The organism is Paraburkholderia rhizosphaerae, from assembly GCF_004366595.1.
GTDB lineage: Bacteria > Pseudomonadota > Gammaproteobacteria > Burkholderiales > Burkholderiaceae > Paraburkholderia > Paraburkholderia rhizosphaerae.
In genome coordinates this window covers 1-22,087 of the sequence record NZ_SORE01000040.1, presented here as the reverse complement: position 1 = coordinate 22,087, position 22,087 = coordinate 1, and the positions used below count along the sequence as shown (strand labels likewise).

General features: G+C 62.9%; 20 protein-coding genes. 10 read left to right on the top strand and 10 right to left on the bottom strand.

Going from position 1 to position 22,087, the window contains the following annotated elements; translation table 11 throughout:
- Positions 1-137: 137 nt before the first annotated feature.
- The 6 genes from dut to BX592_RS31550 all read right to left on the bottom strand — a co-directional run bounded on the left by dut (position 138) and on the right by BX592_RS31550 (position 7,818).
- The gene (dut, locus tag BX592_RS31575; protein ID WP_134197214.1) at positions 138-584 is read right to left on the bottom strand and encodes a dUTP diphosphatase; all 447 of its coding nucleotides are present in this window, start codon (positions 582-584) and stop codon (positions 138-140) included.
- A gap of 44 nt (positions 585-628) precedes the next feature.
- Positions 629-1,630 (bottom strand): LLM class flavin-dependent oxidoreductase, encoded by a 1,002-nt coding sequence (locus BX592_RS31570; RefSeq protein WP_134197213.1) that lies wholly within the window; start codon positions 1,628-1,630, stop codon positions 629-631.
- Positions 1,631-1,679: 49 nt separating this feature from the next.
- Entirely contained in the window at positions 1,680-2,918 is a 1,239-nt protein-coding gene (gene coaBC / locus BX592_RS31565; protein WP_134197231.1) for a bifunctional phosphopantothenoylcysteine decarboxylase/phosphopantothenate--cysteine ligase CoaBC, read from the bottom strand.
- A gap of 302 nt (positions 2,919-3,220) precedes the next feature.
- Positions 3,221-3,721, bottom strand: coding sequence for a signal peptidase II (lspA, locus tag BX592_RS31560; protein ID WP_134197212.1), 501 nt, complete (start codon positions 3,719-3,721; stop codon positions 3,221-3,223).
- The gene (gene ileS, locus BX592_RS31555; RefSeq protein ID WP_134197211.1) at positions 3,721-6,558 is read right to left on the bottom strand and encodes an isoleucine--tRNA ligase; all 2,838 of its coding nucleotides are present in this window, start codon (positions 6,556-6,558) and stop codon (positions 3,721-3,723) included. Before ileS ends, lspA begins: the two co-directional genes overlap by 1 nt.
- A gap of 246 nt (positions 6,559-6,804) precedes the next feature.
- Entirely contained in the window at positions 6,805-7,818 is a 1,014-nt protein-coding gene (locus tag BX592_RS31550) for a bifunctional riboflavin kinase/FAD synthetase (protein ID WP_134197210.1), read from the bottom strand.
- Between the two features lie 167 nt (positions 7,819-7,985).
- On the opposite strand from BX592_RS31550, the gene purN reads away from it, so the two are divergent.
- The 6 genes from purN (at position 7,986) to nadC (ending at position 14,890) form a co-directional block, all read left to right on the top strand.
- Entirely contained in the window at positions 7,986-8,669 is a 684-nt protein-coding gene (gene purN / locus BX592_RS31540; RefSeq protein ID WP_134197209.1) for a phosphoribosylglycinamide formyltransferase, read from the top strand.
- Positions 8,666-9,925: an RsmB/NOP family class I SAM-dependent RNA methyltransferase gene (locus tag BX592_RS31535; protein ID WP_134197208.1), complete on the top strand. Its 1,260-nt coding sequence runs from the start codon at positions 8,666-8,668 to the stop codon at positions 9,923-9,925. Before purN ends, BX592_RS31535 begins: the two co-directional genes overlap by 4 nt.
- 36 nt (positions 9,926-9,961) lie before the next feature.
- The gene (locus tag BX592_RS31530) at positions 9,962-11,320 is read left to right on the top strand and encodes a mechanosensitive ion channel family protein (protein WP_134197207.1); all 1,359 of its coding nucleotides are present in this window, start codon (positions 9,962-9,964) and stop codon (positions 11,318-11,320) included.
- Between the two features lie 193 nt (positions 11,321-11,513).
- Positions 11,514-12,710 carry a DesA family fatty acid desaturase gene (locus BX592_RS31525; protein WP_134197206.1) on the top strand — a complete coding sequence of 399 codons (1,197 nt, stop codon included), beginning with the start codon at positions 11,514-11,516 and terminating at the stop codon, positions 12,708-12,710.
- 135 nt (positions 12,711-12,845) lie between these two features.
- On the top strand, positions 12,846-13,985 hold the full coding sequence (gene nadA, locus BX592_RS31520) for a quinolinate synthase NadA (protein ID WP_208328009.1): 1,140 nt from the start codon (positions 12,846-12,848) through the stop codon (positions 13,983-13,985).
- Positions 13,985-14,890, top strand: a complete 906-nt coding sequence (gene nadC, locus BX592_RS31515) for a carboxylating nicotinate-nucleotide diphosphorylase (RefSeq protein WP_134197205.1) — start codon at positions 13,985-13,987, stop codon at positions 14,888-14,890. Before nadA ends, nadC begins: the two co-directional genes overlap by 1 nt.
- Positions 14,891-15,000: 110 nt before the next feature.
- On the opposite strand, the gene nadB is transcribed toward nadC, so the two are convergent.
- The 4 genes from nadB to radC all read right to left on the bottom strand — a co-directional run bounded on the left by nadB (position 15,001) and on the right by radC (position 18,258).
- Entirely contained in the window at positions 15,001-16,608 is a 1,608-nt protein-coding gene (gene nadB, locus BX592_RS31510) for an L-aspartate oxidase (RefSeq protein WP_279589218.1), read from the bottom strand.
- A gap of 225 nt (positions 16,609-16,833) precedes the next feature.
- Positions 16,834-17,001 carry a 50S ribosomal protein L33 gene (rpmG, locus tag BX592_RS31505; RefSeq protein WP_004185395.1) on the bottom strand — a complete coding sequence of 56 codons (168 nt, stop codon included), beginning with the start codon at positions 16,999-17,001 and terminating at the stop codon, positions 16,834-16,836.
- 10 nt (positions 17,002-17,011) lie between these two features.
- On the bottom strand, positions 17,012-17,245 hold the full coding sequence (rpmB, locus tag BX592_RS31500; protein WP_134197203.1) for a 50S ribosomal protein L28: 234 nt from the start codon (positions 17,243-17,245) through the stop codon (positions 17,012-17,014).
- A gap of 257 nt (positions 17,246-17,502) precedes the next feature.
- Positions 17,503-18,258: a RadC family protein gene (radC, locus tag BX592_RS31495; protein WP_134197202.1), complete on the bottom strand. Its 756-nt coding sequence runs from the start codon at positions 18,256-18,258 to the stop codon at positions 17,503-17,505.
- 224 nt (positions 18,259-18,482) lie between these two features.
- Here radC and BX592_RS31490 point away from each other — a divergent pair, with 224 nt between their 5' ends.
- From BX592_RS31490 to BX592_RS31475, 4 genes are all read left to right on the top strand, one after another.
- A complete protein-coding gene (locus tag BX592_RS31490; RefSeq protein ID WP_134197201.1) occupies positions 18,483-18,938 on the top strand; it encodes an FKBP-type peptidyl-prolyl cis-trans isomerase in 456 nt (151 codons plus the stop codon).
- 2 nt (positions 18,939-18,940) lie between these two features.
- Entirely contained in the window at positions 18,941-19,900 is a 960-nt protein-coding gene (gene ispH / locus BX592_RS31485) for a 4-hydroxy-3-methylbut-2-enyl diphosphate reductase (protein WP_134197200.1), read from the top strand.
- A gap of 554 nt (positions 19,901-20,454) precedes the next feature.
- The gene (locus BX592_RS31480) at positions 20,455-21,696 is read left to right on the top strand and encodes a branched-chain amino acid ABC transporter substrate-binding protein (RefSeq protein ID WP_134197199.1); all 1,242 of its coding nucleotides are present in this window, start codon (positions 20,455-20,457) and stop codon (positions 21,694-21,696) included.
- A gap of 221 nt (positions 21,697-21,917) precedes the next feature.
- Positions 21,918-22,087, top strand: a 170-nt coding sequence (locus tag BX592_RS31475; protein ID WP_425022177.1) for an ABC transporter permease subunit, incomplete at its 3' end; no start/stop codon positions are given.

The following is a 22,087-nucleotide window of genomic DNA, read 5'->3' as shown; positions in this document are numbered from 1 at the left end:
TTCTGGAAGATAAAAAGAAGTGCTGTTTTCGATAAAGCAGCAAATTGGAAATGGCCGGAGTTAATTAACGCCGCTTCGCTTTGAATTGAAGGACTGTGCAGACGGTCACTCCGGCCATCAATAAACGCTTTGCAACGTCAATGCTTGCCGGTGCTGCCGAATCCTCCGGCGCCGCGCTCGCTCGCGACGAACTCGTCGACGATATTGAACTGCGCCTGCACGACCGGCACGATCACCAGTTGCGCGAGCCGTTCCATCGGGTTCAGCGTGAAGGTAGTTTGCCCGCGGTTCCAGGTCGAGATCATCAACTGCCCCTGGTAGTCAGAGTCGATCAACCCAACCAGATTGCCCAGCACGATGCCGTGTTTATGCCCAAGGCCTGAACGAGGCAGGATCAGCGCCGCATAGCCCGCATCGCCGACATGCACGGCGAGTCCGGTCGGCACGAGCGCCGTGTTGCCCGGCGCGAGTGTCAGTGGCTCATCGACGCACGCGCGTAAATCGAGCCCCGCGCTGCCTGGCGTTGCGTACGCCGGCAAATAGTCGCGCATGCGCGCATCGAGAATCTTCAGGTCGAGTTTCATGCAGTGTCAGTTTTCGGTTGGGGTGGGTTGAAGAATGCAAACGCTCAGCAACCTGGCTTGAATGCGTCGGCGAGCAGTTCGTACGAACGCAGCCTCGCCTGATAGCTGCCGGCGACGGTGAGCACGATCAGTTCATCAGCATTGAATTGCTCCTGCAATGCATGCAGACGTTCAGTCACCGACTGCGGCGTACCGATGATGCTGCGTGGCTTCTCGCGATCGATGATCAACTGTTCGCGCGCGCCGTACTCTTGCGCGACACCTTGCGCAATCGACGGAATCGGCGCATTTAGCCCGTACGCCATTTGCACGCGGCGCAGATCGACGGCTTTTTCGAGGTCGGCGGCTTCCTGTTCGCTATCCGCGCAGATCACGAATACCGCGGCAGCAAGATAAGGTTTCGCTTCATGGCCGGTCTGAAAGCGCTCGCGATACGCTTGCGCGACGGTGTGGCCGAAGTGCGCGTTGATGAAATGCGCGAACGAAAAGCGGATGCCGAGTTGCGCGGCGAGCATGCCGCCGAAGTCGCTCGAACCGAGCATCCACAACTGCGGACGCGTGTCGATTTGCGGCTGGAGCAGCACGCCATAGGCGAGATGGTCCGAGGGCAAGGTGCCGCTCATCAAGCCGACCAGATCGGCAACCTGCTGCGGAAAGATATCGCCGCGGTTATAGGTGCCGGCCGCGACCGCTTGCGCGGTGCGCATATCGCCGCCTGGCGCGCGCCCGACGCCCAGATCGATGCGGTTTGGAAACAGCGCCTCGAGCATCAGGAACTGCTCGGCAATCTTGAACGGGCTGTAGTACGGCAGCATGATGCCGCCCGAGCCGAGACGGATACGTTTCGTCACGCTGCCAATGCGCGCGAGCATCACTTCCGGACACGGGTTCGACACGCCGCGCAAGCCGTGATGCTCGGCGCACCAGTAACGCGTGTAGCCGAGATCGTCAGCAAGCTGCGCAAGTTCGATCGTCGCGGCGATCGCATCGGCTGCCGAATGCCCGTCAATCACGGGCGTCTGATCGAGAACGGAAAGTAGCGTCATGACAGCAGCGCTCCTAAAAAATGTCGGTGCGCGAAGCGGGCGGTGGCGTTCAACCGATCAGGCTCGCGTCCGGCAGACGTCGCGCGATCTCGGCCATCAGCGCCTGCGCGATGGCCTGTTTGCCAGCGCGAGGTAGCCGCGTGATGCCGGCCGCGTCGAACAGCACGACTTCGTTGTCGTCGCGGCCAAAAGTTTGCGGGCCGAGATTGCCGACCAGCAGCGGCACGTTCTTGCGCACCCGCTTCTGTTCGCCGTGCACATCGAGGTTGCCGCTTTCGGCTGCGAAGCCGACGCAATACGGCGGATGTGTCAGGTTGGCAACCGCGTACAGAATGTCCGGATTTTCGACGAACGTGAAGGCCGGCACCGCGCGCTCAGCGGTTTTCTTGATCTTGTGCTGGCTAACGTGTTCCGCGCGCCAGTCCGCGACCGCCGCAACGCCGATGAAAATATCGCAGTCGGGCACCGCGCGCATCACTGCTTCGTACATCTGCTGCGCGGTCTGCACGTCTTCGCGATACACGCCCCAAGGTGTGTCGAGCGCGACCGGGCCGGCGACGAGATGCACGTCCGCGCCCGCGTGCTGCGCGGCGCGCGCGAGTGCAAAGCCCATCTTGCCGCTCGAGCGGTTCGTGATGCCGCGCACCGGGTCGAGCGGCTCGAAGGTCGGGCCCGCGGTGAGTAGCACGCGGCGGCCGGTCAGGATTTTCGGCTGGAAGAACGAAGCGATCGCTTCGTAGGTCGCTTCCGGCTCGAGCATCCGTCCGTCGCCGATTTCGCCGCACGCTTGTGCGCCCGAGTCGGGTCCGAGCACCTGCACGCCGTCGCCTCGAAGCAGCGCGACATTGCGCTGCGTCGCCGGGTTCGTCCACATCTGACGATTCATCGCCGGCACGACGAGCAGCGGACAATCGCGTGCAACGCACAACGTCGACAGCAGATCATCGGCCATGCCGTGCGCGAGCTTCGCGAGAAAATCGGTGGAGGCCGGCGCAATGACGATCGCGTCCGCCTCGCGCGACAGATCGATATGCGGCATGTTGTTCGCAATGCGCGCGTCCCACTGGCTCGTGTAGACCGGGCGGCCGGACAGCGCCTGCATCGTGACCGGCGTGATGAATTGCGTGGCCGCGTCGGTCATCGCGATCTGCACGGTTGCACCGGCTTTGACCAGCAGGCGCGTCAGTTCGGCGATCTTGTAGCAGGCGATGCCGCCCGTCATGCCAAGCAGCAGATGTTTGCCGGCGAGTTCTCCGCTAGCAGCGGCAGCGGCCTCGGCGTTCGCCATGCCGATCGCGGATGCGTCCGTGGCGACGGCATCGGCGTCACGCTCGGGACTGGGGGCCGACGCGCCGAGCGCGTCGCTTGTGCCGCGTTTGTCATTGGTCAGCTTGTTTGCCACCTGAAGTCTCCGACTAAAACATGACATCCGTGCGCCACCGATCGGGTCCGAATGCGTGACTCAAATACGGCAGCCCGATACATGACATCAGCGACGACACAAGGCGCGACGCAGCCGCTTCTGAGCCCGCGATAGACCACAACGCAAACCCGCGACGCCAACCGGCGCCGCCGCTCAACCGCTGCGCGTCAGCGCGCGCCGCGCACACGGCGCAGTTCGTCGATCACGAGCAGCACCGCACCGATCGTGATCGCGCTATCGGCGAGGTTGAACGCCGGCCAATGCCAGCCGCCGACGTGGAAATCGAGAAAGTCGATCACGTGGCCATACATCAGCCGGTCAATCACGTTGCCGAGCGCACCGCCGAGAATCAGCGCGAGCGCGGTGCAGAACATTTTCTGCGTGCCGTGGCGCTTGAGCAGATAACAGATCACCAGCGCCGCGACAATGCCGAGCAACGTGAACGCCCAGCGCTGCCAGCCGCCCGCCATCGCGAGAAAGCTGAACGCGGCGCCGCGGTTGTACACCAGCACGAGATTGAAGAACGGCGTGATGACGTGTGATTCACCGTACGAAAACACTTTCGCGATCGCAATCTTCGTCAGCTGGTCGGCGAGGATGACGATCAGCGCGACGCCGAGCCACGGTGCGAGTGATCCGCCAGCGGATTTCGACAGGCTTCTGGACATTATGCCGCGCTCCTGGCTTCGCCGTTGCCGAACAGATTGCTGACGCAGCGGCCGCACAGCGTCGGGTGCTCGGCGTTCTGGCCGACATCCGCGCGATAGTGCCAGCACCGCTCGCACTTCAGATACTTCGACGCGATCACGTCGACGCCTTCGTCCGCTTCGCTTTCCACTTTCACGACGGTTGCCGCCGAAGTGATCAGCACAAATTTCAGGTCTTCGCCGAGGCCCGCGAGCGCGTCGTAGCGCGCGCCGCTTGCACGCAACTCCACTTCGGCTTGCAGCGACGAGCCGATCAGATTTGCGACGCGCGCCTCTTCGAGCGCCTTCGTGACGTCGCTACGGACCGCGCGCAGCAGCGTCCACTTATCGAGCAGCGCGGCGCCGTCCGGTACCTCGGGGTACACGTGATAGGTCTCGGTGAAGATCGTTTCGCTTTGCGGCTGGAACACCTTCCACGCTTCCTCCGCGGTGAACGACAGGAACGGCGCCATCATCCGCAGCAGGCCGTGCGCGATGTGATATAGCGCCGTCTGCGCGGAACGGCGCGCGGCGGAGTCTGGTGCGGTCGTGTACAGGCGGTCTTTCAGCACGTCGAGGTAGAAGCCGCCGAGATCTTCCGAACAGAACGTCTGCAGCTTCGCGACAACCGGGTGGAACTCATACCGGTCGTAGTGCGCGAGGATGTCGGTTTGCAGGCTCGCGGTCAACGCGAGCGCATAGCGGTCGATTTCGAGCCATTCGTCAACCGGCCGCGCGTGCTGTGCGAAATCGAAGTCCGACAGGTTCGCGAGCAGAAAGCGCAGCGTGTTGCGGATACGCCGATAGCTTTCGGTCACACGCTTGAGAATTTCCTCGGAGATCGCGAGTTCGCCCGAGTAATCGGTCGACGCGATCCACAGCCGGATGATTTCCGCGCCCAGCCGATTGGCGACCTCGTGCGGATCGACGCCGTTGCCGAGCGACTTGCTCATCTTGCGGCCTTCACCGTCCACCGTGAAGCCGTGTGTGAGCAGCGCGTTGTACGGCGGCCGGCCATCGAGCATCGACGCGGTCAGCAGCGACGAGTGGAACCAGCCGCGATGCTGGTCCGAGCCTTCGAGATACAAATCGGCCGGGAACTGTAGTTCATCCTTGTGCGAGCCGCGCAGCACGTGCCAGTGCGTCGTGCCCGAATCGAACCAGACGTCGAGCGTATCGCGGTTCTTTTCGTACAGGTTCGCGTCGTCGCCGATCAATTCGCGCGGGTCGAGCGTTTGCCACGCTTCGATACCCGACACCTCGACGCGCTTCGCGACTTCCTCGAGCAACTCGAGCGTGCGCGGATGCAACTCGCCGGTTTCCTTATGCACGAAGAACGCCATCGGCACGCCCCATTGGCGCTGGCGCGACAGCGTCCAGTCCGGGCGGTTCGCGATCATCGCGAACAGGCGCTGCTTGCCCCACGACGGATAGAACGCGGTCGCTTCGACGCCTTCGAGCGCGGTTTCGCGCAGCGTCTTGTCGCCGTCGCGCGGCTTGACGTCCATGCCGGCGAACCATTGCGACGTGGCGCGGTAGATGATCGGTGTCTTGTGACGCCAGCAGTGCATATAGCTGTGCTGAAACTTCTCGCTGCGCAGCAAGGTGCCGGCCTCCCGAAGCGCGTCGATGATCTTCGGGTTCGCGACCCAGATCGACAGTCCGCCGAACAGCGCGAGCGATTCGATAAAGCGGCCGTCGCCCATCACCGGGTTGATGATGTCGGAATCGGCCATGCCATGCGCCTTGCACGCCTGAAAGTCTTCGACGCCATATGCCGGCGACGTATGGACGATCCCGGTGCCGGTATCGGTGGTCACGTAGTCGCCGAGATAAACCGGCGACGTGCGCTTGTAGCCGGGGTGCGCGGACGCCAGCGGATGGTGAAAGCGCAGATTGACCAGCTTCGCGCCCGGTGTGGTCGCGATCACGCGGCCCTGCAGCGCGAAGTCCGTCATGCACGCTTCTACGCGCTCTTCAGCAAGGATCAGCAGCCCGCGCTGGGTGTCGACCAGCGCGTAGACCACTTCCGGATGCACGGTGAGCGCCTGGTTCGACGGAATCGTCCACGGCGTCGTGGTCCAGATAACGATGCCGCCTTCGGCACGCGGCAGCGCAGGCAGGCCGAACGCCTGCGCGGTTTTTTCCGGTTCCGCGAACGGGAACAGCACGTCGATCGTCGGGTCGCTCTTGTCCTTGTACTCGACTTCTGCTTCGGCGAGCGCCGAGCCGCAGTCGAAGCACCAGTTCACCGGCTTCAGCCCGCGAAACACGTAGCCCTTCTCGATGATTTTCGCAAGCGCGCGGATTTCGCCCGCTTCGTTCGTGAAGTTCATCGTCTTGTACGGGTTGTCCCAGTCGCCGAGTACACCGAGGCGACGGAAGCCGACCTTCTGCTTCTCGATCTGCTCGGTCGCGTACGCGCGCGCCTTCTGCATCACTTCAGCGGCCGGCAGCGACTTGCCGAACTGCTTTTCGATCTGGATTTCGATCGGCATGCCGTGGCAATCCCAGCCCGGCACGAAGCCCGCGTCGAAGCCGGCCATGTTGCGCGCCTTGACGATCATGTCCTTCAGGATCTTGTTCACCGCGTGACCGAGGTGGATGTCGCCGTTCGCATACGGCGGGCCGTCATGCAGAACGAACTTCGGGCGGCCCTTGGAGACCGCGCGGATCTTCTCGTAGATCTTGCGTTCCTGCCAGTCCTTGACCCATTGCGGCTCGCGCTTGGGCAGGTCGCCGCGCATCGGGAACGAGGTGTCCAGCAGGTTAACCGGATATTTGGCTTGCGGTTTCGAATCGGCTTTCTTGTTGCTCATGGTGACGTAGCGGTGAATTCGGTGTTGGCGCCGGTGTTGCGGTGGCCGGCGCGGGTTTGCGTGACGGATAAGGCCGGGATAACACCCGGGTAAGACCCGGAGGTGCGACCCGGCGCAGTTTGCGTGCCTTGGGTGCGCCCGCGATGTCTGTTCTTGCGGCGTGTTGCGCAGCGCGGCTGGCGATGCGGCCAGGCCATGTGCGGGCGGCCCGGTCGTGGGCCGCGCTGCCGGCACGCACCGCGGCCGTTATCTAATTCGGTCGGTCGCCGACGTCGAGAAGCCTGTCGACCGGCTACCGGGCGCGCCTTGCGCAGCCGCGCCCGGCGTGCCGAGTGCCGCGAACCACGCGCGGGCGCCCGTTACATCGCGCGCGATGGCCGCAGAAAGCGTTTCGAGATCGACGAACTTCTCCTCGTCACGCAGCTTCTTCAGAAACTCGACGCGCACGAGTTTGCCATACGCGTCGCCGTGCCAGTCGAGCAGATGCACCTCGAGCAGCACGCGGCCGGAATCGTCGACCGTCGGGCGCAGCCCGAGGCTGGCGACGCCCGGCAGCGGCTCCGGCTCGATGCCATGCACACGCACGACGAAAATGCCCGACAGCGCCGGCCGCTTGTGCGCAATCGGTAGATTCAGCGTCGGAAAACCGAGGTCGCGCCCGAGCTTCAGACCGTGCACGACGTGTCCGCTGATCAGATAGTCGCGGCCGAGCGCGGCGCGCGCCGTATCGAGGTCGCCGGCGACCAGCGCCGCACGCACGCCGGAGCTCGAAATGCGCGCGCCGGATGGGTCGGCGACCGTCTGCATCTGTTCGACTTCGAACGCGAAACGCTCGCCGGCCGCTTTCAGCGATGCGAAGTCGCCGGCGCGCTTCGCGCCATAGCGGAAATCGTCGCCGATCATCACCCAGCGCGCGTGCAGCCCGTTGACGATGATCCGCTCGACGAACGCATCCGGCGACTGGCTGGCAAACCGTTGATTGAAGTGCTCGACCACCACGCGGTCGACACCGTTCATCCGCAGCGCTTCCAGCTTGTCGCGCAGCATCGCGATACGCGGCGGCGCGCCGGCCGGATTGAAGAATTCGCGCGGGTGCGGCTCGAAGGTCATCACGCAGACGGGCAGGCCGCGCGCATCGGCCGCCGCGCGCACGTGCGCGAGCAACGCCTGATGGCCGCGATGGACACCGTCGAAGTTGCCGATGGTGAGCGCGCAAGGCGCGCGGCTTTCGGCATTGGGAAGACCCCGAAAAACTCTCACAATAGCGGGCGCTGGTTGGTACGGTCAGTGACGCGATAGATAAAGCGATGCACGAAGCGATGGGATGAAGCGGGACAGATCCCCGCAAAACAAAAGATTATAAACGCACGGGGCCGCCCACGGCGGCGCGGCGCGGATTGCACGGTGCCAGATGATAAAATCCGCGGATGAAAAAACTCGTCATTCTGATTTCCGGACGGGGCAGCAACATGCAGGCTATTGTGAACGCCTGTGCGCGCGAGCGTTGGCCGGCCCAGGTCGCTGCCGTGATTGCCAACCGCCCCGACGCCGCCGGCCTGCAGTACGCGGCATCGCAGCGCATTCCCACCGCGGTGGTCGACCATCGCCAGTTTCCCGAGCGCGCGTCGTTCGACGTGGCGCTCGCCAATCTGATCGATAGCTACGCACCGGATCTGCTGGTGCTCGCGGGCTTTATGCGGGTGCTGACCGACGGGTTCGTCGAACGTTACGCGGGGCGGATACTGAACGTACATCCGTCGTTGCTGCCGAGCTTTCCCGGGCTGAAAACGCACCAGCAGGCGCTTGACGCCGGCGTGCACGTGCATGGCGCGTCGGTGCATTTCGTCACGCCGCGGCTCGATCACGGGCCGATCGTCGCGCAGTCGGTGGTGCCGGTGCGTGCCGGCGACGACGCGGCCGCGCTCGCCGCGCGCGTGCTGGCCACCGAGCATGTGATTTACCCGCGCGCGGTGCGCTGGTTCGTCGACGGGCGGCTGACGCTCGACGGCGAGCGCGTCACGCTGACGCCGCCAGAACCACAAGGATTTTTCTTCGACGATACCGGCCGCGCGCAAGAAGCGGCTGACGATGCCACCGCGGAGGGTGCATGAGGCTGCATGGTTTTCTGATTGGCCAAACCGAGACGCTGCTCGCGGAAGTGCTGAAGTTCGACGGTCCGGCGGACTCGGCCACGAGCCGCTTTTTCCGCGCCCATCCGAAGCTCGGCCATGGCGAACGCGGCGTGATCGCCGAAGCGGTGTTTGCGGTGCTGCGCCGGCGCATGGAATTCGCGCATCTGGCCGAAAGCGGCAGTGGCAACCCGGTGCGTCGTCTGACGCTGCTCGGTCTGATGCAGACGGCGGGCCGCACCGCGTTGAAGCCGTTCGTGACCGAAGCGGAAGCGGAATGGCTGGAGCGGGTGTCGAAGATCGATCCCGGCAGCTTGCCGCAGCGCATCCAGATGAATTTGCCGGACTGGATTCACGACGCACTCGCGAAGCGCTTCGAAGCGCAGGAACTCGTGCAGCTTGCGGCGTCGCTGAACTATCCGGCGCCGCTCGATTTGCGCACGAACCCGATTAAAGCGAGCCGCGACGACGTGCTGCAGGCGCTGACGAATGCCGGCATCGACGCCGGCGCGATGCCGTTCGCGCCGCTCGGCGTGCGGGTGGCCGGCAAGCCGCCGCTGACCAGGCTCGACGCGTTCCAGAACGGCTGGATCGAGGTGCAGGACGAGGGCAGCCAGCTGTTGTGCACGCTCGTTGCACCGCGGCGCGGCGAAATGATCGTCGATTTCTGCGCGGGGGCGGGCGGCAAGACCTTGGCGCTAGGCGCGATGATGCGTTCGACCGGACGTCTATATGCGTTCGACATCTCGGAGCGGCGTCTCGCGAAGCTCAAGCCGCGCCTCGCGAGGAGCGGGCTGTCGAACGTGAATCCGGTGCTGATCGACAGCGAGCATGACGCGAAGATCAAGCGTCTGGCGGGCAAGATCGATCGCGTGCTGGTCGATGCGCCGTGCAGCGGTCTCGGTACGCTGCGGCGTAATCCGGACCTGAAGTGGCGGCAGTCGCCCGAGTCGATTGGCGAACTTGCGCCGAAGCAGGCGTCGATTCTCGCCAGCGCGGCGCGCCTCGTGAAGAAGGGCGGTCGGCTGGTTTATGCGACCTGCAGCATCCTCGAAGCGGAAAACGAGGCGATCGTCACGCAGTTCCTCGCCGATCATCCGGATTTCGCGCTGGTTCGCGCGCGCGACGTGCTCGCGGAACAGCGCATCGAACTGGACACCGGCGATTACCTGTCGCTTTGGCCGCACCGGCACGCGACCGACGGTTTTTTCGCGGCCGTGCTGGAACGCCGCGACTGACGCGCCGACGGCGCATGGAAGGCACTCGACCCGACCATGGAGAATTCCACGTACCTCGAGCCGCTTTCTGACCTGCTGCGCGATCTCGGTCAGCGCGCGACGCTATGGCAGGTCGCGGTGCTGGCGGGCGCGCTTGCGCTTGCATGGGTGAGCGCGCGTCTGTTGCGCCGCACGCTCGAAGCGCGGCGGGCCACCGCGTACGAAGCGGTGCGCTTCGGCGCCGAGGCATTGAAACGATCGTTTTTTCCGTTGATTGGCGCGCTGTTCGTATGGATCGCGCGCGCCATCGCCGGGCGCTTTATCCATACGTCGCTGCTCGATCTCGCGCTGGTGCCGCTGGTCGGCATCGGGATTATCTTCATCGTGTTCTTCTTCGCGCGGCGCGCGTTCGGCCGCGACGGGCAGACACACACGTGGCTCACGTTCGTCGAACGGGTCGTGACGCTCGTCGTGTGGGTTGGCATGGTGCTGACGGTGCTGGGCATTCAGGGCGCCGTGCTCGACTGGATGGCGGGCGTGAGCTTCCGGATCGCCAACACCCACGTCACGCTGCTCTCGCTGCTGACCGGCCTGCTGTGGGTGTGCGTGACGATGGTGGTCGCGATGTGGCTGGGCGCGTCGTTCGAAGAGCGGGTGATGCGCTCAGGCACGCTCGATGCGAACCTGAAAATCGTGCTCGCGCGGGCCGGCCGCGCGCTGTTCGTGCTGGCGGCGGTGCTGATCAGCCTGTCGCTGGTCGGCATCGACATCACGGTGCTCGGCGTGTTCGGCGGCGCGCTGGGCGTCGGGCTCGGTTTCGGGCTGCAGAAGATTGCGAGCAACTACGTGTCCGGCTTCATCATCCTGCTGGACCGGTCGCTGCGGATCGGCGACGCGATCACTGTCGGCGGGCTGCAAGGGCGGGTCACGCAGATCCGCACGCGCTACACGGTCGTGCGCGGCCTCGACGGCATCGAAACGCTGGTTCCGAACGAGCGGCTGATTACCGATGTCGTGCAGAACCAGTCGTCGTTTATGACACGTGGATTACTCAGAGTGCCCGTGACGGTCGCCTACGCGACCGATGTCGAGCAAGTCATCGCGCTGCTGGTTCAGGCCGCGACCGGCGTCGACCGCGTGCTACAGGAGCCGGCGCCCAACCCGCTTCTGATGAGCTTTGGCCCGGACGGCATCAATTTCGAGCTCGTCTACTGGGTCGCGGATGCGGCGACCGGCACGGGCGGCGTCCGCTCCGCAGTCAACCGGAATATATGGCGACTTTTTGCCGCACACGGTATTGCAATTCCGTATGCGCAGCGCGAAATTCGTATGGTTGGCGCAGGCACCGGAGATGCTGGATCAGCGACAACCGCACCGACCGCTAACGAGCCTGGGACGCCGCGTGATACTGTGTAATGCGGAACGCAACACGTCCGCGAGCGCGACCGCGGGGTAATGCGGATTGATCCGCCACAACAATTTTCTTATTTTTTACAACGACTTGGAACCGATCAAGTAGAATGTCGTCCAATTCGTCTGCATGCTTTCACTTTCATGACGCTCGCTGTTGTATGCTTGCGCGGGTGTCGTCCGATTCAGGTAAATAGCCTTGTTCAACTCGCTGCTCGATTTTCTTGCCCATGGGCTGCTGCACCTCTCATGGTGGCAACTGCTCCTCTATACGCTCGCGGTGACGCACGTCACGATCATCGGCGTAACCGTTTATCTGCATCGTTGCCAGGCGCACCGCGCACTGGACCTGCATCCGGTCGTTAGCCATTTCTTCCGTTTCTGGCTGTGGATGACCACCGGCATGCTGACCGGCCAATGGGCGGCGATTCACCGCAAGCACCACGCGAAGTGCGAGACCGAAGAAGATCCGCATAGCCCGCAAACGCGCGGCATCTGGAAGGTATTGCTCGAAGGCGCCGAACTCTATCGCGCCGAGGCGAAGAACGAAGAAACGATGCGCAAATTCAGCCACGGCACGCCGAACGACTGGATGGAGCGCAACGTCTACACGAAGTATCCGATTCTCGGCGTAAGCCTGATGATGGTGATCAACGTCGCGCTGTTCGGCGCCGTCGGTCTCACTGTCTGGGCCGTGCAGATGGTCTGGATTCCGTTCTGGGCGGCAGGTGTCGTCAACGGCCTCGCGCACTTCTGGGGCTATCGGAACTTCAATTCCGCGGACGCCAGCACGAACATTTTCCCGTGGGGCATTCTGATCGGCGGTGAAGAGCTGCACAACAACCACCATACGTATGCAACGTCGGCGAAGCTGTCGAACAAGTGGTTCGAGTTCGATATCGGCTGGATGTATATCCGCATCATGTCGGCTTTCCGTCTCGCGACGGTGAAGAAAGTCGCGCCGACGCCGCGTCTCGGTTCGCGCAAGCTCGTGCTCGATCAGGACACGCTGCAGGCCGTGCTGGCGAACCGTTACGAAGTGATGGCGAGTTACGGCAAGGCGCTCAAACGCGCGTATCGCCAGGAGCTTGCCCATCTGAAAGAAGTGGGCGCGCGCGAGAAGTATCAGCTGATGCGCGGCGCGCGCAACTGGTTCCATAAAGAAGAGGCGGGCCTCAACGAGCCGCAGAAACGCCAGTTGCCGCAAATCTTTGCGAACAGCCAGAAGCTGCGTACCTATATCGAGCTGCGCAATGAACTTGCCGCGATGTGGGAGCGTTCAAATGCATCGCGCGAGCAGCTGCTTGCCCAGTTGCAGGACTGGTGCCATCGCGCTGAACAGAGTGGCATCAAGGCGCTGCAGGAATTCGCGCTGCGCTTGCGGCGTTACGCCTGATCAGGCGAAATCCATTAAACTTCGGTTTACGTCACAAACCCCGCGCTGGCGGGGTTTTTCGCATTCTGGGCCATCGAAAACCCTATCGACAACGTCGATGGCCGCGTTTCAGGTGCACCTGTCTGGACTGAGGAAATGATGAATCAGGTAATCAGGACCGTCGAATACGACCGCCCGCTTGCGCAAGGGATGACCTGCGGCGTCGGCGAAGCGTGGGCCAAGGTTCCGCAGACGCCGTCCGCCGCAGAACGCATCGCGCTGAAACAGCGTATTCGCGCGTTGCTCAAGCGCGAGAAGGCGGTGCTCGTCTCGCACTATTACGTCGATGCGGAGCTGCAGGAGCTCGCCGATGAAACCGGCGGATGCGTGGCCGATTCGCTCGAGATGGCGCGCTTTGGCCGTGATCACGATGCACAGACGCTAGTCGTTGCCGGCGTGCGGTTTATGGGCGAAACGGCGAAGATCCTGAGCCCCGGCAAGCGGATTCTGATGCCGGATCTCGATGCGACCTGTTCGCTCGATCTGGGTTGTCCGGCCGATGAGTTCTCGGCGTTTTGCGATGCCCATCCCGACCGCACGGTAGTCGTCTATGCGAACACGAGTGCCGCGGTGAAGGCACGTGCGGACTGGATGGTGACGTCGTCGATCGGGCTCGAGATCGTCGCCGATCTGCACGCGCGTGGCGAGAAAATCATTTGGGCGCCGGACCGCCATCTGGGCAGTTATATCCAGAAAAAGACCGGCGCGGACATGCTGCTGTGGCAGGGCTCGTGTCTGGTCCACGACGAGTTCAAGGGCATCGAACTCGACGTGCTGCGCGCCGAGTATCCGCACGCGAAAGTGCTGGTTCATCCGGAGTCGCCGGAAAGCGTGGTCGCGCTGGCCGACGTGGTCGGGTCGACTACGCAGTTGATCGATGCGGCGCGGCGACTCGACGCGACGCACTTCATCGTCGCGACGGATCTGGGCATTCTGCACAAGATGCGGCTCGCGGCGCCGGGCAAAACGTTTATCGAAGCGCCGACCGCCGGTAACAGCGCGACTTGCAAGAGCTGCGCGCACTGCCCGTGGATGGCGATGAACGGTCTCGCGAATCTCGCCGACGTGCTCGAGCGCGGCCATAACGAGATCTTCGTCGACCCGGCGATCGGCGAGCGCGCGAAGCTGCCGATCGACCGCATGCTGGATTTCGCTGCGCGCCACAAGAAGCGCGTGCAGGCAAGCGGCGATCTCGCGCGCGATGGCGCGCTGTTTTCCAACGTGGGAGCCGCGTGATGGGTGCTGGCGAGCAGCCTAACTATCTGGGCGACGTCGTGTCGCCGCTCTTTGACGAAATACGCGCGCAATACGGCGACGCGTTCGATGCCGCGCTCGCGCGTAGCGTGGCGGACGCGCTGGCCGAGGACGTCGGTAGCGGCGACGTGACTGGGCGCCTCGTGCCGGCCGATGACATGCGCGACGCGCGAATTATCGTCCGCGAAGAGGCGGTGTTGTGCGGCGTGATGTGGTTCAACGAGGTGATGCGTCGCGTCGATCCGCGTATTGACGTGCGCTGGCGCTATCGCGAAGGCGACCGGATGACGGCTGACACAACGGTTTGCGCGTTGCGCGGCCCGGCGCGAGCGCTGCTGACGGCTGAACGTAATGCGTTGAACTTCCTGCAACTGCTGTCCGGTGTCGCGACGGCAACACGCCGTTTCGCCGACGCGATCAGCCACACGCGCGCGCAGGTGCTCGACACGCGCAAGACATTGCCCGGGCTGCGGCTCGCTCAGAAGTACGCGGTGCGCGTGGGCGGCGGCGCCAATCAGCGGCTCGCGCTGTACGACGGGATTCTGATCAAGGAAAACCATATCGCCGCGGCGGGCGGTGTGGCTGCCGCGATGGATGCCGCGCTGGCACTGGGAGCGAAGGTGCCGATTCAGATTGAAGTTGAAACGCTCGAACAGCTTGAAACGGCGCTTGCGCACGGCGCCCGGTCGGTGCTGCTCGATAACTTCTCGTTCGACGCGATGCGGGACGCGGTGCGTATCACGGCGGGACGAGCAGTACTTGAGGTGTCCGGAGGCGTGAACTTCGACACGATCCGCACGATAGCCGAGACGGGCGTCGACCGTATTTCAGTCGGCTCACTGACGAAGGATGTGCGGGCGACGGACTTCTCGATGCGTATCGTCTAGTCGCCAGCCCGACAGTTCGCCGCGCGTCTACGCGGGCGAGGGGGCGTAGACCACAGGCCATCGCCGCTCGTGCTGCGCGATGGCCTTTCATCTTGGGCGAATGGCTCGATTCACACGTTCCGGTTCGGTACACGGTCCGGCGACAACACGGTCGGAAGCGCCTTCGGCAATGCGGCGGGCCAGTCCCGGCTGAAGTGCAGGCCGCGACTTTCGCGTCGCGACCGCGCGCCTTCGACGATCAGCGATGCGACATCGACGAGGTTGCGCAATTCGAGCAGATCGCGGCTTACCTTGAAGTTCGCGTAGTACTCGTGGATTTCGTCGCGCAGCAGCGCAATTCGATGCTTCGCGCGCGCGAGCCGCTTGTCCGTGCGCACGATGCCGACGTAGTTCCACATCAGCCGGCGTAGTTCGTCCCAGTTGTGCGCGACGACCACTTCTTCGTCCGGGTCCGACACGCGGCTTTCGTCCCAATCCGGCAACGGTGCGTGCACAGCTGCGCCGAAGCCTTCCTGTTCGATCGCGGCAGCCGCGGAGCGGCCGATCACCAGACATTCGAGCAGCGAATTACTCGCGAGGCGATTCGCACCATGCAGGCCGGTGCAGGACGTTTCCCCGACCGCATAGAGGCCGGTCAGATCGGTGCGGCCCGCGAGGTCGGTGACGACACCGCCGCACGTATAGTGCGCGGCCGGCACAACTGGAATGGGTTGCTTCGTGATGTCAATGCCGAACTCGAGGCAGCGCGCGAGGATGGTCGGGAAGTGCTCGTGCAAGAACGCGGCCGGTTGATGGCTGATGTCGAGATACACACAGTCGATCCCGCGCTTCTTGATTTCGAAGTCGATCGCGCGGGCGACGATGTCACGCGGCGCCAGTTCAGCGCGCTCGTCATGGGCCGGCATAAAGCGCGTGCCGTCCGGCAGCTTCAACAGACCGCCTTCACCGCGCACGGCTTCGGTTATCAGGAACGACTTCGCGTAAGGGTGAAACAGGCACGTCGGATGGAACTGGATGAACTCCATATTCGCGACCCGGCAGCCGGCGCGCCATGCCATCGCGATGCCGTCGCCGGTCGCGGTGTCGGGGTTTGTCGTGTACAGATAGACCTTGCCCGCGCCGCCGGTTGCCAGCACCGTATGCGGTGCTTCGATCGTGACGGTACGGCCGGTATTCAGATCGAGCGCATAGAGCCCGTGACAGCGGCGGCCCGGCAGGCCGAGGCGATCGGACGTGATCAGGTCGATCGCGTAGTGATCTTCAAGCAGCGTGATGTTCGGGTGATTGCGCACCCGCTCGCTGAGTGTGGCGACCACGGCGTGACCGGTTGCATCGGCTGCATGGATGATCCGGCGATGGCTGTGGCCGCCTTCGCGCGTCAGGTGAAAACCGAGCTCGGCTGCGTCGTCTTTTGTGAACGGCACACCCTGCGCGATCAGCCATTCGATCGCTTCGCGGCCATGCTCGACAATGAAGCGCGTGGCCGCTTCGTCGCATAGCCCACCGCCTGCGATCAGCGTATCGCGCACATGGTTTTCGACGCTATCGGCCGAATCGAGCACGGCGGCAATACCGCCTTGCGCCCAGTCGCTCGCGCCGTCCATCAACGAGCGCTTCGCAATGATCGCGACGCGCCGCGACTGCGCGAGGTTCAGCGCAACGCTCAACCCGGCAAGGCCGCTTCCGACAATCGCTACATCGAAATTCATCTGCTGCATCTCCGTCATGTTCCTGTTGTCGCGGCGCACGGTGGGCCGTCTGCTGGTACGAAACCAAAGAGCATACGCGCCGCGGACCACGAGGGAAAGCTGGCCGAACGGCCAACGGCAAAGACCAGCAGGAATGGGCAACCGACGCGGCAGCCGCTCTGGACGTTGTCGCAACAGTCCAGAAAACAAAATGCCCCGCACGAGGGCGGGGCATTCTGGATAAAGAAACCAGACTTACTTGATCTTGGTTTCTTTGTACGCGACATGCTTGCGGGCGACGGGATCGAACTTCATGATCTCCATCTTTTCCGGCATGTTGCGCTTGTTCTTGGTGGTGGTGTAGAAGTGACCCGTGCCGGCGGTCGATTCCAGCTTGATCTTGTCGCGTGCGCCTTTTGCCATGATTTACTCCTTAGGCTTCGCCGCGTGCGCGCAGGTCAGCGAGCACCGAGTCGATACCATTCTTGTCGATCAGGCGCAGACCGGCGTTCGAAACGCGCAGACGCACCCAACGGTTCTCGCTTTCAACCCAGAAACGGCGGCTTTGCAGATTCGGAAGAAAACGACGCTTGGTCTTGTTGTTAGCGTGGGAAACGTTGTTGCCGGTCATCGGCGCTTTCCCAGTCACTTGGCATACGCGTGCCATGAGAGCACTCCTAATACGCTTAAATTCTGAGCCCGAACGCCGTATAACTTTCCTGGAATGAGGCGCTGACGACGACCCGCTGCGAGACTTCTCATTGGGTGGTGGCCGCTGATTCCCGTCAATTCCGGAAGGCCTTGGAAGGCTGCTTCGAACAGGGTTAGAGGTTTGGAAAGAGGCAAACCGAGATTCTAGCAGAAAAAAACCCGCAAAATCAAACTTTTTGCCGCCAGTAAAAGGCGCGCGTACGGACGGCTACTTCACATCTGGCCGTTGCGCGCGAAGGAGTATACGTCCCTTGCGCCGACCACCACGTGATCTAGCAGCCGCACGTCGACGAGCGCGAGCGCCTGTTGCAGCAGCCGCGTCAGCTGGCGGTCGGCGGCGCTGGGTCTCGCCGCGCCCGACGGATGATTGTGCGCGACGATCAGGCCCGCTGCGTTCAGCAGCAACGCGCGCCGCACGATTTCACGCGGGTAGACCGCCATTTGGGTCAGCGAACCGCGCGCCAGTTCCTCCGGCTGGTTGATCAGCCGGTGACGCGCGTCCAGATAGAGGCAATAGAACACCTCGTGCGGTAGGCCGCCGATTTTCAGGCGCAGGTAGTCGTCGACGGCTTGCGGTGAATCGAGCAGCGAGCGCTGTTCGAGCTCTTCGTGAAGCGCGCGGCGCACCATCTCGATGATCGCGAGCAATTGCGCGATTTTCGCGCGGCCGATGCCATGCAACCCGGTGAAGTCCTTTTCGGTCGCATTGAGTAGCGCGCGCATCGAGCCGAAGCGTTCCGCCAGCGTGCGCGCCATCTCGAACACATTGCGGCCGGGCAGGCCGGAGCCGAGGATCAGTGCGATCAGATCAGAATTGGACAGCGCGCCCGGCCCGAATTTGAGCAGCCGCTCGCGCGGCATGTCCTGCTTTGGCGGAAAGCCTTCCCGGCGATCCGTCGGCAAGCTGTCCAGCGACGGCAGAGCGGATAGCGGTGCGTGCTCGGGTGCGATGCAGATACCCTCATCCATATCGATGACTCCCGCAGCCCGGTGCCGTACCGGGCGAGCCGCCACCGGATATGTGGCTTACAATAGATCCTTTGCGCGGGGCGTCCGTACGCGGCGTGCCCCGGCCCCCCATGCGCGACGCGGCGCCAGCCGCAGGGCGCGCGAGATGCGCAGCGGCATACGCGCGCTGCGCGATGGCGCCTGGTGCAACGGTACCTGGCGCATTCCGACCGAACGAGTACTGCATGAGCATCATCGACATCTCCGAAGTGAAACCGGGTTCGCACGTCACGCTTCATTACCGGCTTTCGCTTGCCGATGGCGCCGAGATCGTCAACACCTTCGCCGACAAGCCGGCCACGCTGCTTCTGGGGGCGGGCCAACTGGCGCCGCCGCTGGAAGATATTCTGCTGGGTTTGAAGGTCGGCCACCATTCGACCTTTCGGCTAATGCCCGGACAGGCGTTCGGTCCGCGCAATCCCGAGCTGATTCAGCGGGTGTCGCTCGCGACGCTGCGCGAAAACAGTATGCTGGGCGAGGATTTTTCGCCCGGCGATCTCGTCGAATTCAATGCGCCGGGCGGTGGCCGCTACGCGGGCGTGCTGAAAGAGGTCGGTGAAACCTCGGCCCTGTTCGATTTCAATCACCCGCTCGCCGGCCAGGCGCTGACGTTCGAAGTGAAAATCATCGGAATCCTGTAAACATGAGCATCATGGATACGACTCTCGCTGAAACAGAAATCCTGCTGGCGCAGCCGCGTGGGTTCTGTGCCGGCGTCGATCGCGCAATCGAGATCGTCGAGCGCGCGATCAAACTGTTTGGCTCACCTATCTACGTGCGCCATGAAATTGTCCATAACGCGTACGTCGTCGAGGACTTGCGCAAGAAAGGGGCGATTTTCATCGAGCAGCTCGACGAAGTGCCGGCGGGTAGCACGGTCATCTTTAGCGCGCACGGCGTGTCGAAGGCCGTGCGCGCGGAAGCCGAGTCGCGCGGGTTGCGTGTGTACGACGCAACCTGTCCGCTTGTCACGAAGGTGCATATCGAAGTCGCGAAGATGCGTGCGGAAGGGTTCGATATCGTGATGATCGGCCACAAGGGCCACCCGGAAGTCGAGGGCACGATGGGCCAGACCGAGCAAGGCATGTATCTGGTCGAAGACATCGAAGATGTGCAGGCGCTCGTGCTGGCTGATCCGGACCGGATCGCGTTTGTGACGCAGACCACGCTGTCAGTGGACGACGCGGCTGAAATCATCGCGGCGCTGAAGGCCAAGTATCCGCAGATCCGCGAGCCGAAGAAGCAGGACATCTGCTACGCGACGCAGAATCGCCAGGACGCGGTGAAATTCATGGCGCCGCAGTGCGACGTCGTGATCGTCGTCGGCAGCCCGAACAGTTCGAATTCGAATCGCCTGCGCGAGCTGGCGGAAAAGCTCGGTGTGCCCGCGTACATGGTCGATTCACCGGACCAGATCGAGCCGAAATGGGTGATCGACAAGAAGCGGATTGGCGTGACGGCGGGCGCGTCAGCGCCCGAAGCGCTCGCGCAGGCCGTGATTGGCCGCTTGCGCGAAATGGGCGTGCGCAACGTGCGCGCGCTCGACGGCATCGAGGAAAACATCGCGTTTCCGCTGCCGCGAGGCCTAGGTTTGCCCGCCTGATAGGGCGCGATCGCGAGCATGCGGTCGCAACAGTAAGAGCGCGCCGGAAGGCGCGCTTTTTTTCACCACATCTCCGCCTAAATTAAGTTCCATATCACGCGGCGAAGCCGTTTTGGATGTGCCAGGACGCACAGTTTTAGGGAAATTGGCGGCGTAATTTGGTCTCTGGATCGTAATCGTGCCCCTTTTCAAGTCGATACTTCGCGGTCTGGTAATCGACGCCAGTTGCACAAAAATGGTGCATCGATGGAGTCGCCAATTCGGCATCGCGAAAGGTGCCCGAAACCCTTGATGCAGGCGCTTTTCCCCGCCAGTCCAAAGCCCTCGGGTAACGCGGCGCCTTTTTCGACATGGTGCAACTATGGCATGAAAATCGATTGCAACCAGGTTGCGCCAAGCCGGCGTTACGTATCCCAAAAAGCGGTTGCAATGCTGGAAAACCCTGCGCATTCAACAATATTGCCCATCCCATAATTGGAGTTACAATGCGCGCGTTCTTAAGGCTTCAGGCGCTTCGGAACATCGGATTTAGCAAGGCGCAGGAGACCTATTTGATGCATGTCAAGTTTGCTTTCGCCGTGTCTATCGCGGCCGCGGTCGTGATGTCGACCGGGTGCAGCAGGAAGAACGACGGCGAAGCGAGCACGGCCGCGTCGGCGGCCGCGACTGCGTCGGCGGCGACGACGAGCGCAAGCGGGACAGACGGCGGTGCAAGCGGCGGAGGAACGCCGGCGACGGTGGTTAAAATCGGCCACGCGGCGCCGTTGACCGGCCCGATTGCGCATCTTGGGAAGGACAACGAAAACGGAGCGCGGCTCGCGGTTGAAGAGATCAACGCGCAAGGACTGACGATCGACGGCCGCAAGATCCAGCTGGAACTCGACGCGCAGGACGATGCGGGCGACCCGAAGACGGGCACGCAAGTCGCGCAGCGTCTGGTCGACGACCATGTGGTCGCGGTGGTTGGGCATCTGAATTCCGGTGTCTCGATTCCCGCGTCGAAGATCTACAGCGATGCAGGCATCGTGCAGATCTCGCCGTCGTCGACGAATCCGGCCTATACGCAACAGGGTTTCAAAACCACCTACCGGGTGGTCGCGACCGACGCGCAGCAGGGCCCGGCGCTTGCCAACTACGCGACGAAGACGTTGAACGCGAAGCGAATCGCTGTCGTCGACGACGCCACCGCGTATGGCAAGGGTCTTGCCGACGAATTCGCGAAAACCGCGCAGGCGAGTGGCGCGACGATCGTTGCACGCGAAGCGACGAATGACCGGGCCACGGACTTCCGGGCCATTCTCACCAGAATCAAAAGCGTTCAGCCGGACGTGATCATGTACGGCGGCATGGATGCAACGGGCGGCCCGTTCACCAAACAGGCGGCGGCGCTCGGTATCAGGGCAAAAATCCTTGGCGGCGACGGCGTGTGCACCGACAAGGTCGAGGAGCTGGCGGGACAGGCTGTACAGAACCTCGTGTGTTCGGAAGCGGGACTCGCGCTTTCGAAAATGGAGCGGGGCGCGGACTTCGAGAAGAAGTACACCGACCGCTTTCACACGCCGGTGCAGATTTACGCACCGTTCACGTATGACGCTGTATACGTGATCGTCGATGCAATGAAGCGCGCCAATTCGATCGACGCGCCCAAGGTGCTGGCTGCGATGCCGTCAACCGATTACAACGGGGTAATCGGCCACATCGCATTCGACGACAAGGGTGATCTGAAAGAAGGCGCCATTACGCTTTACGACTTCAAGGACGGCAGGAAGACCGTTCTCGACGTCGTGAAGATGTGATGACGGGAATAAAGCGTGGCGGCACCGAACCACCCGTCGGTGCCGTTTTTGCATCCGCATCGAACGTGAACGCTGCTGCGACCCAGCGGCGCCACGTTAGAGGCGAATAACCCTTACCGGTCTTTTACATCAGTACCGCAGTGCCGTTGTGATTCCGTGCATCACAGCCGATCCGGCTGTCGATAAACGCGAATCCAGTCGCACGGGCCAAGGAGCATTAGATGGATATTTTCATCCAGCAGATCATCAACGGACTGGTGCTTGGTAGCGTCTACGCCATCATCGCACTGGGCTACACGATGGTGTACGGCATTCTGGGCATCATCAACTTCGCGCATGGCGACGTGTTGATGATCGGCGCAATGGTCGCGTTGTCGGCGATCGGCGTGCT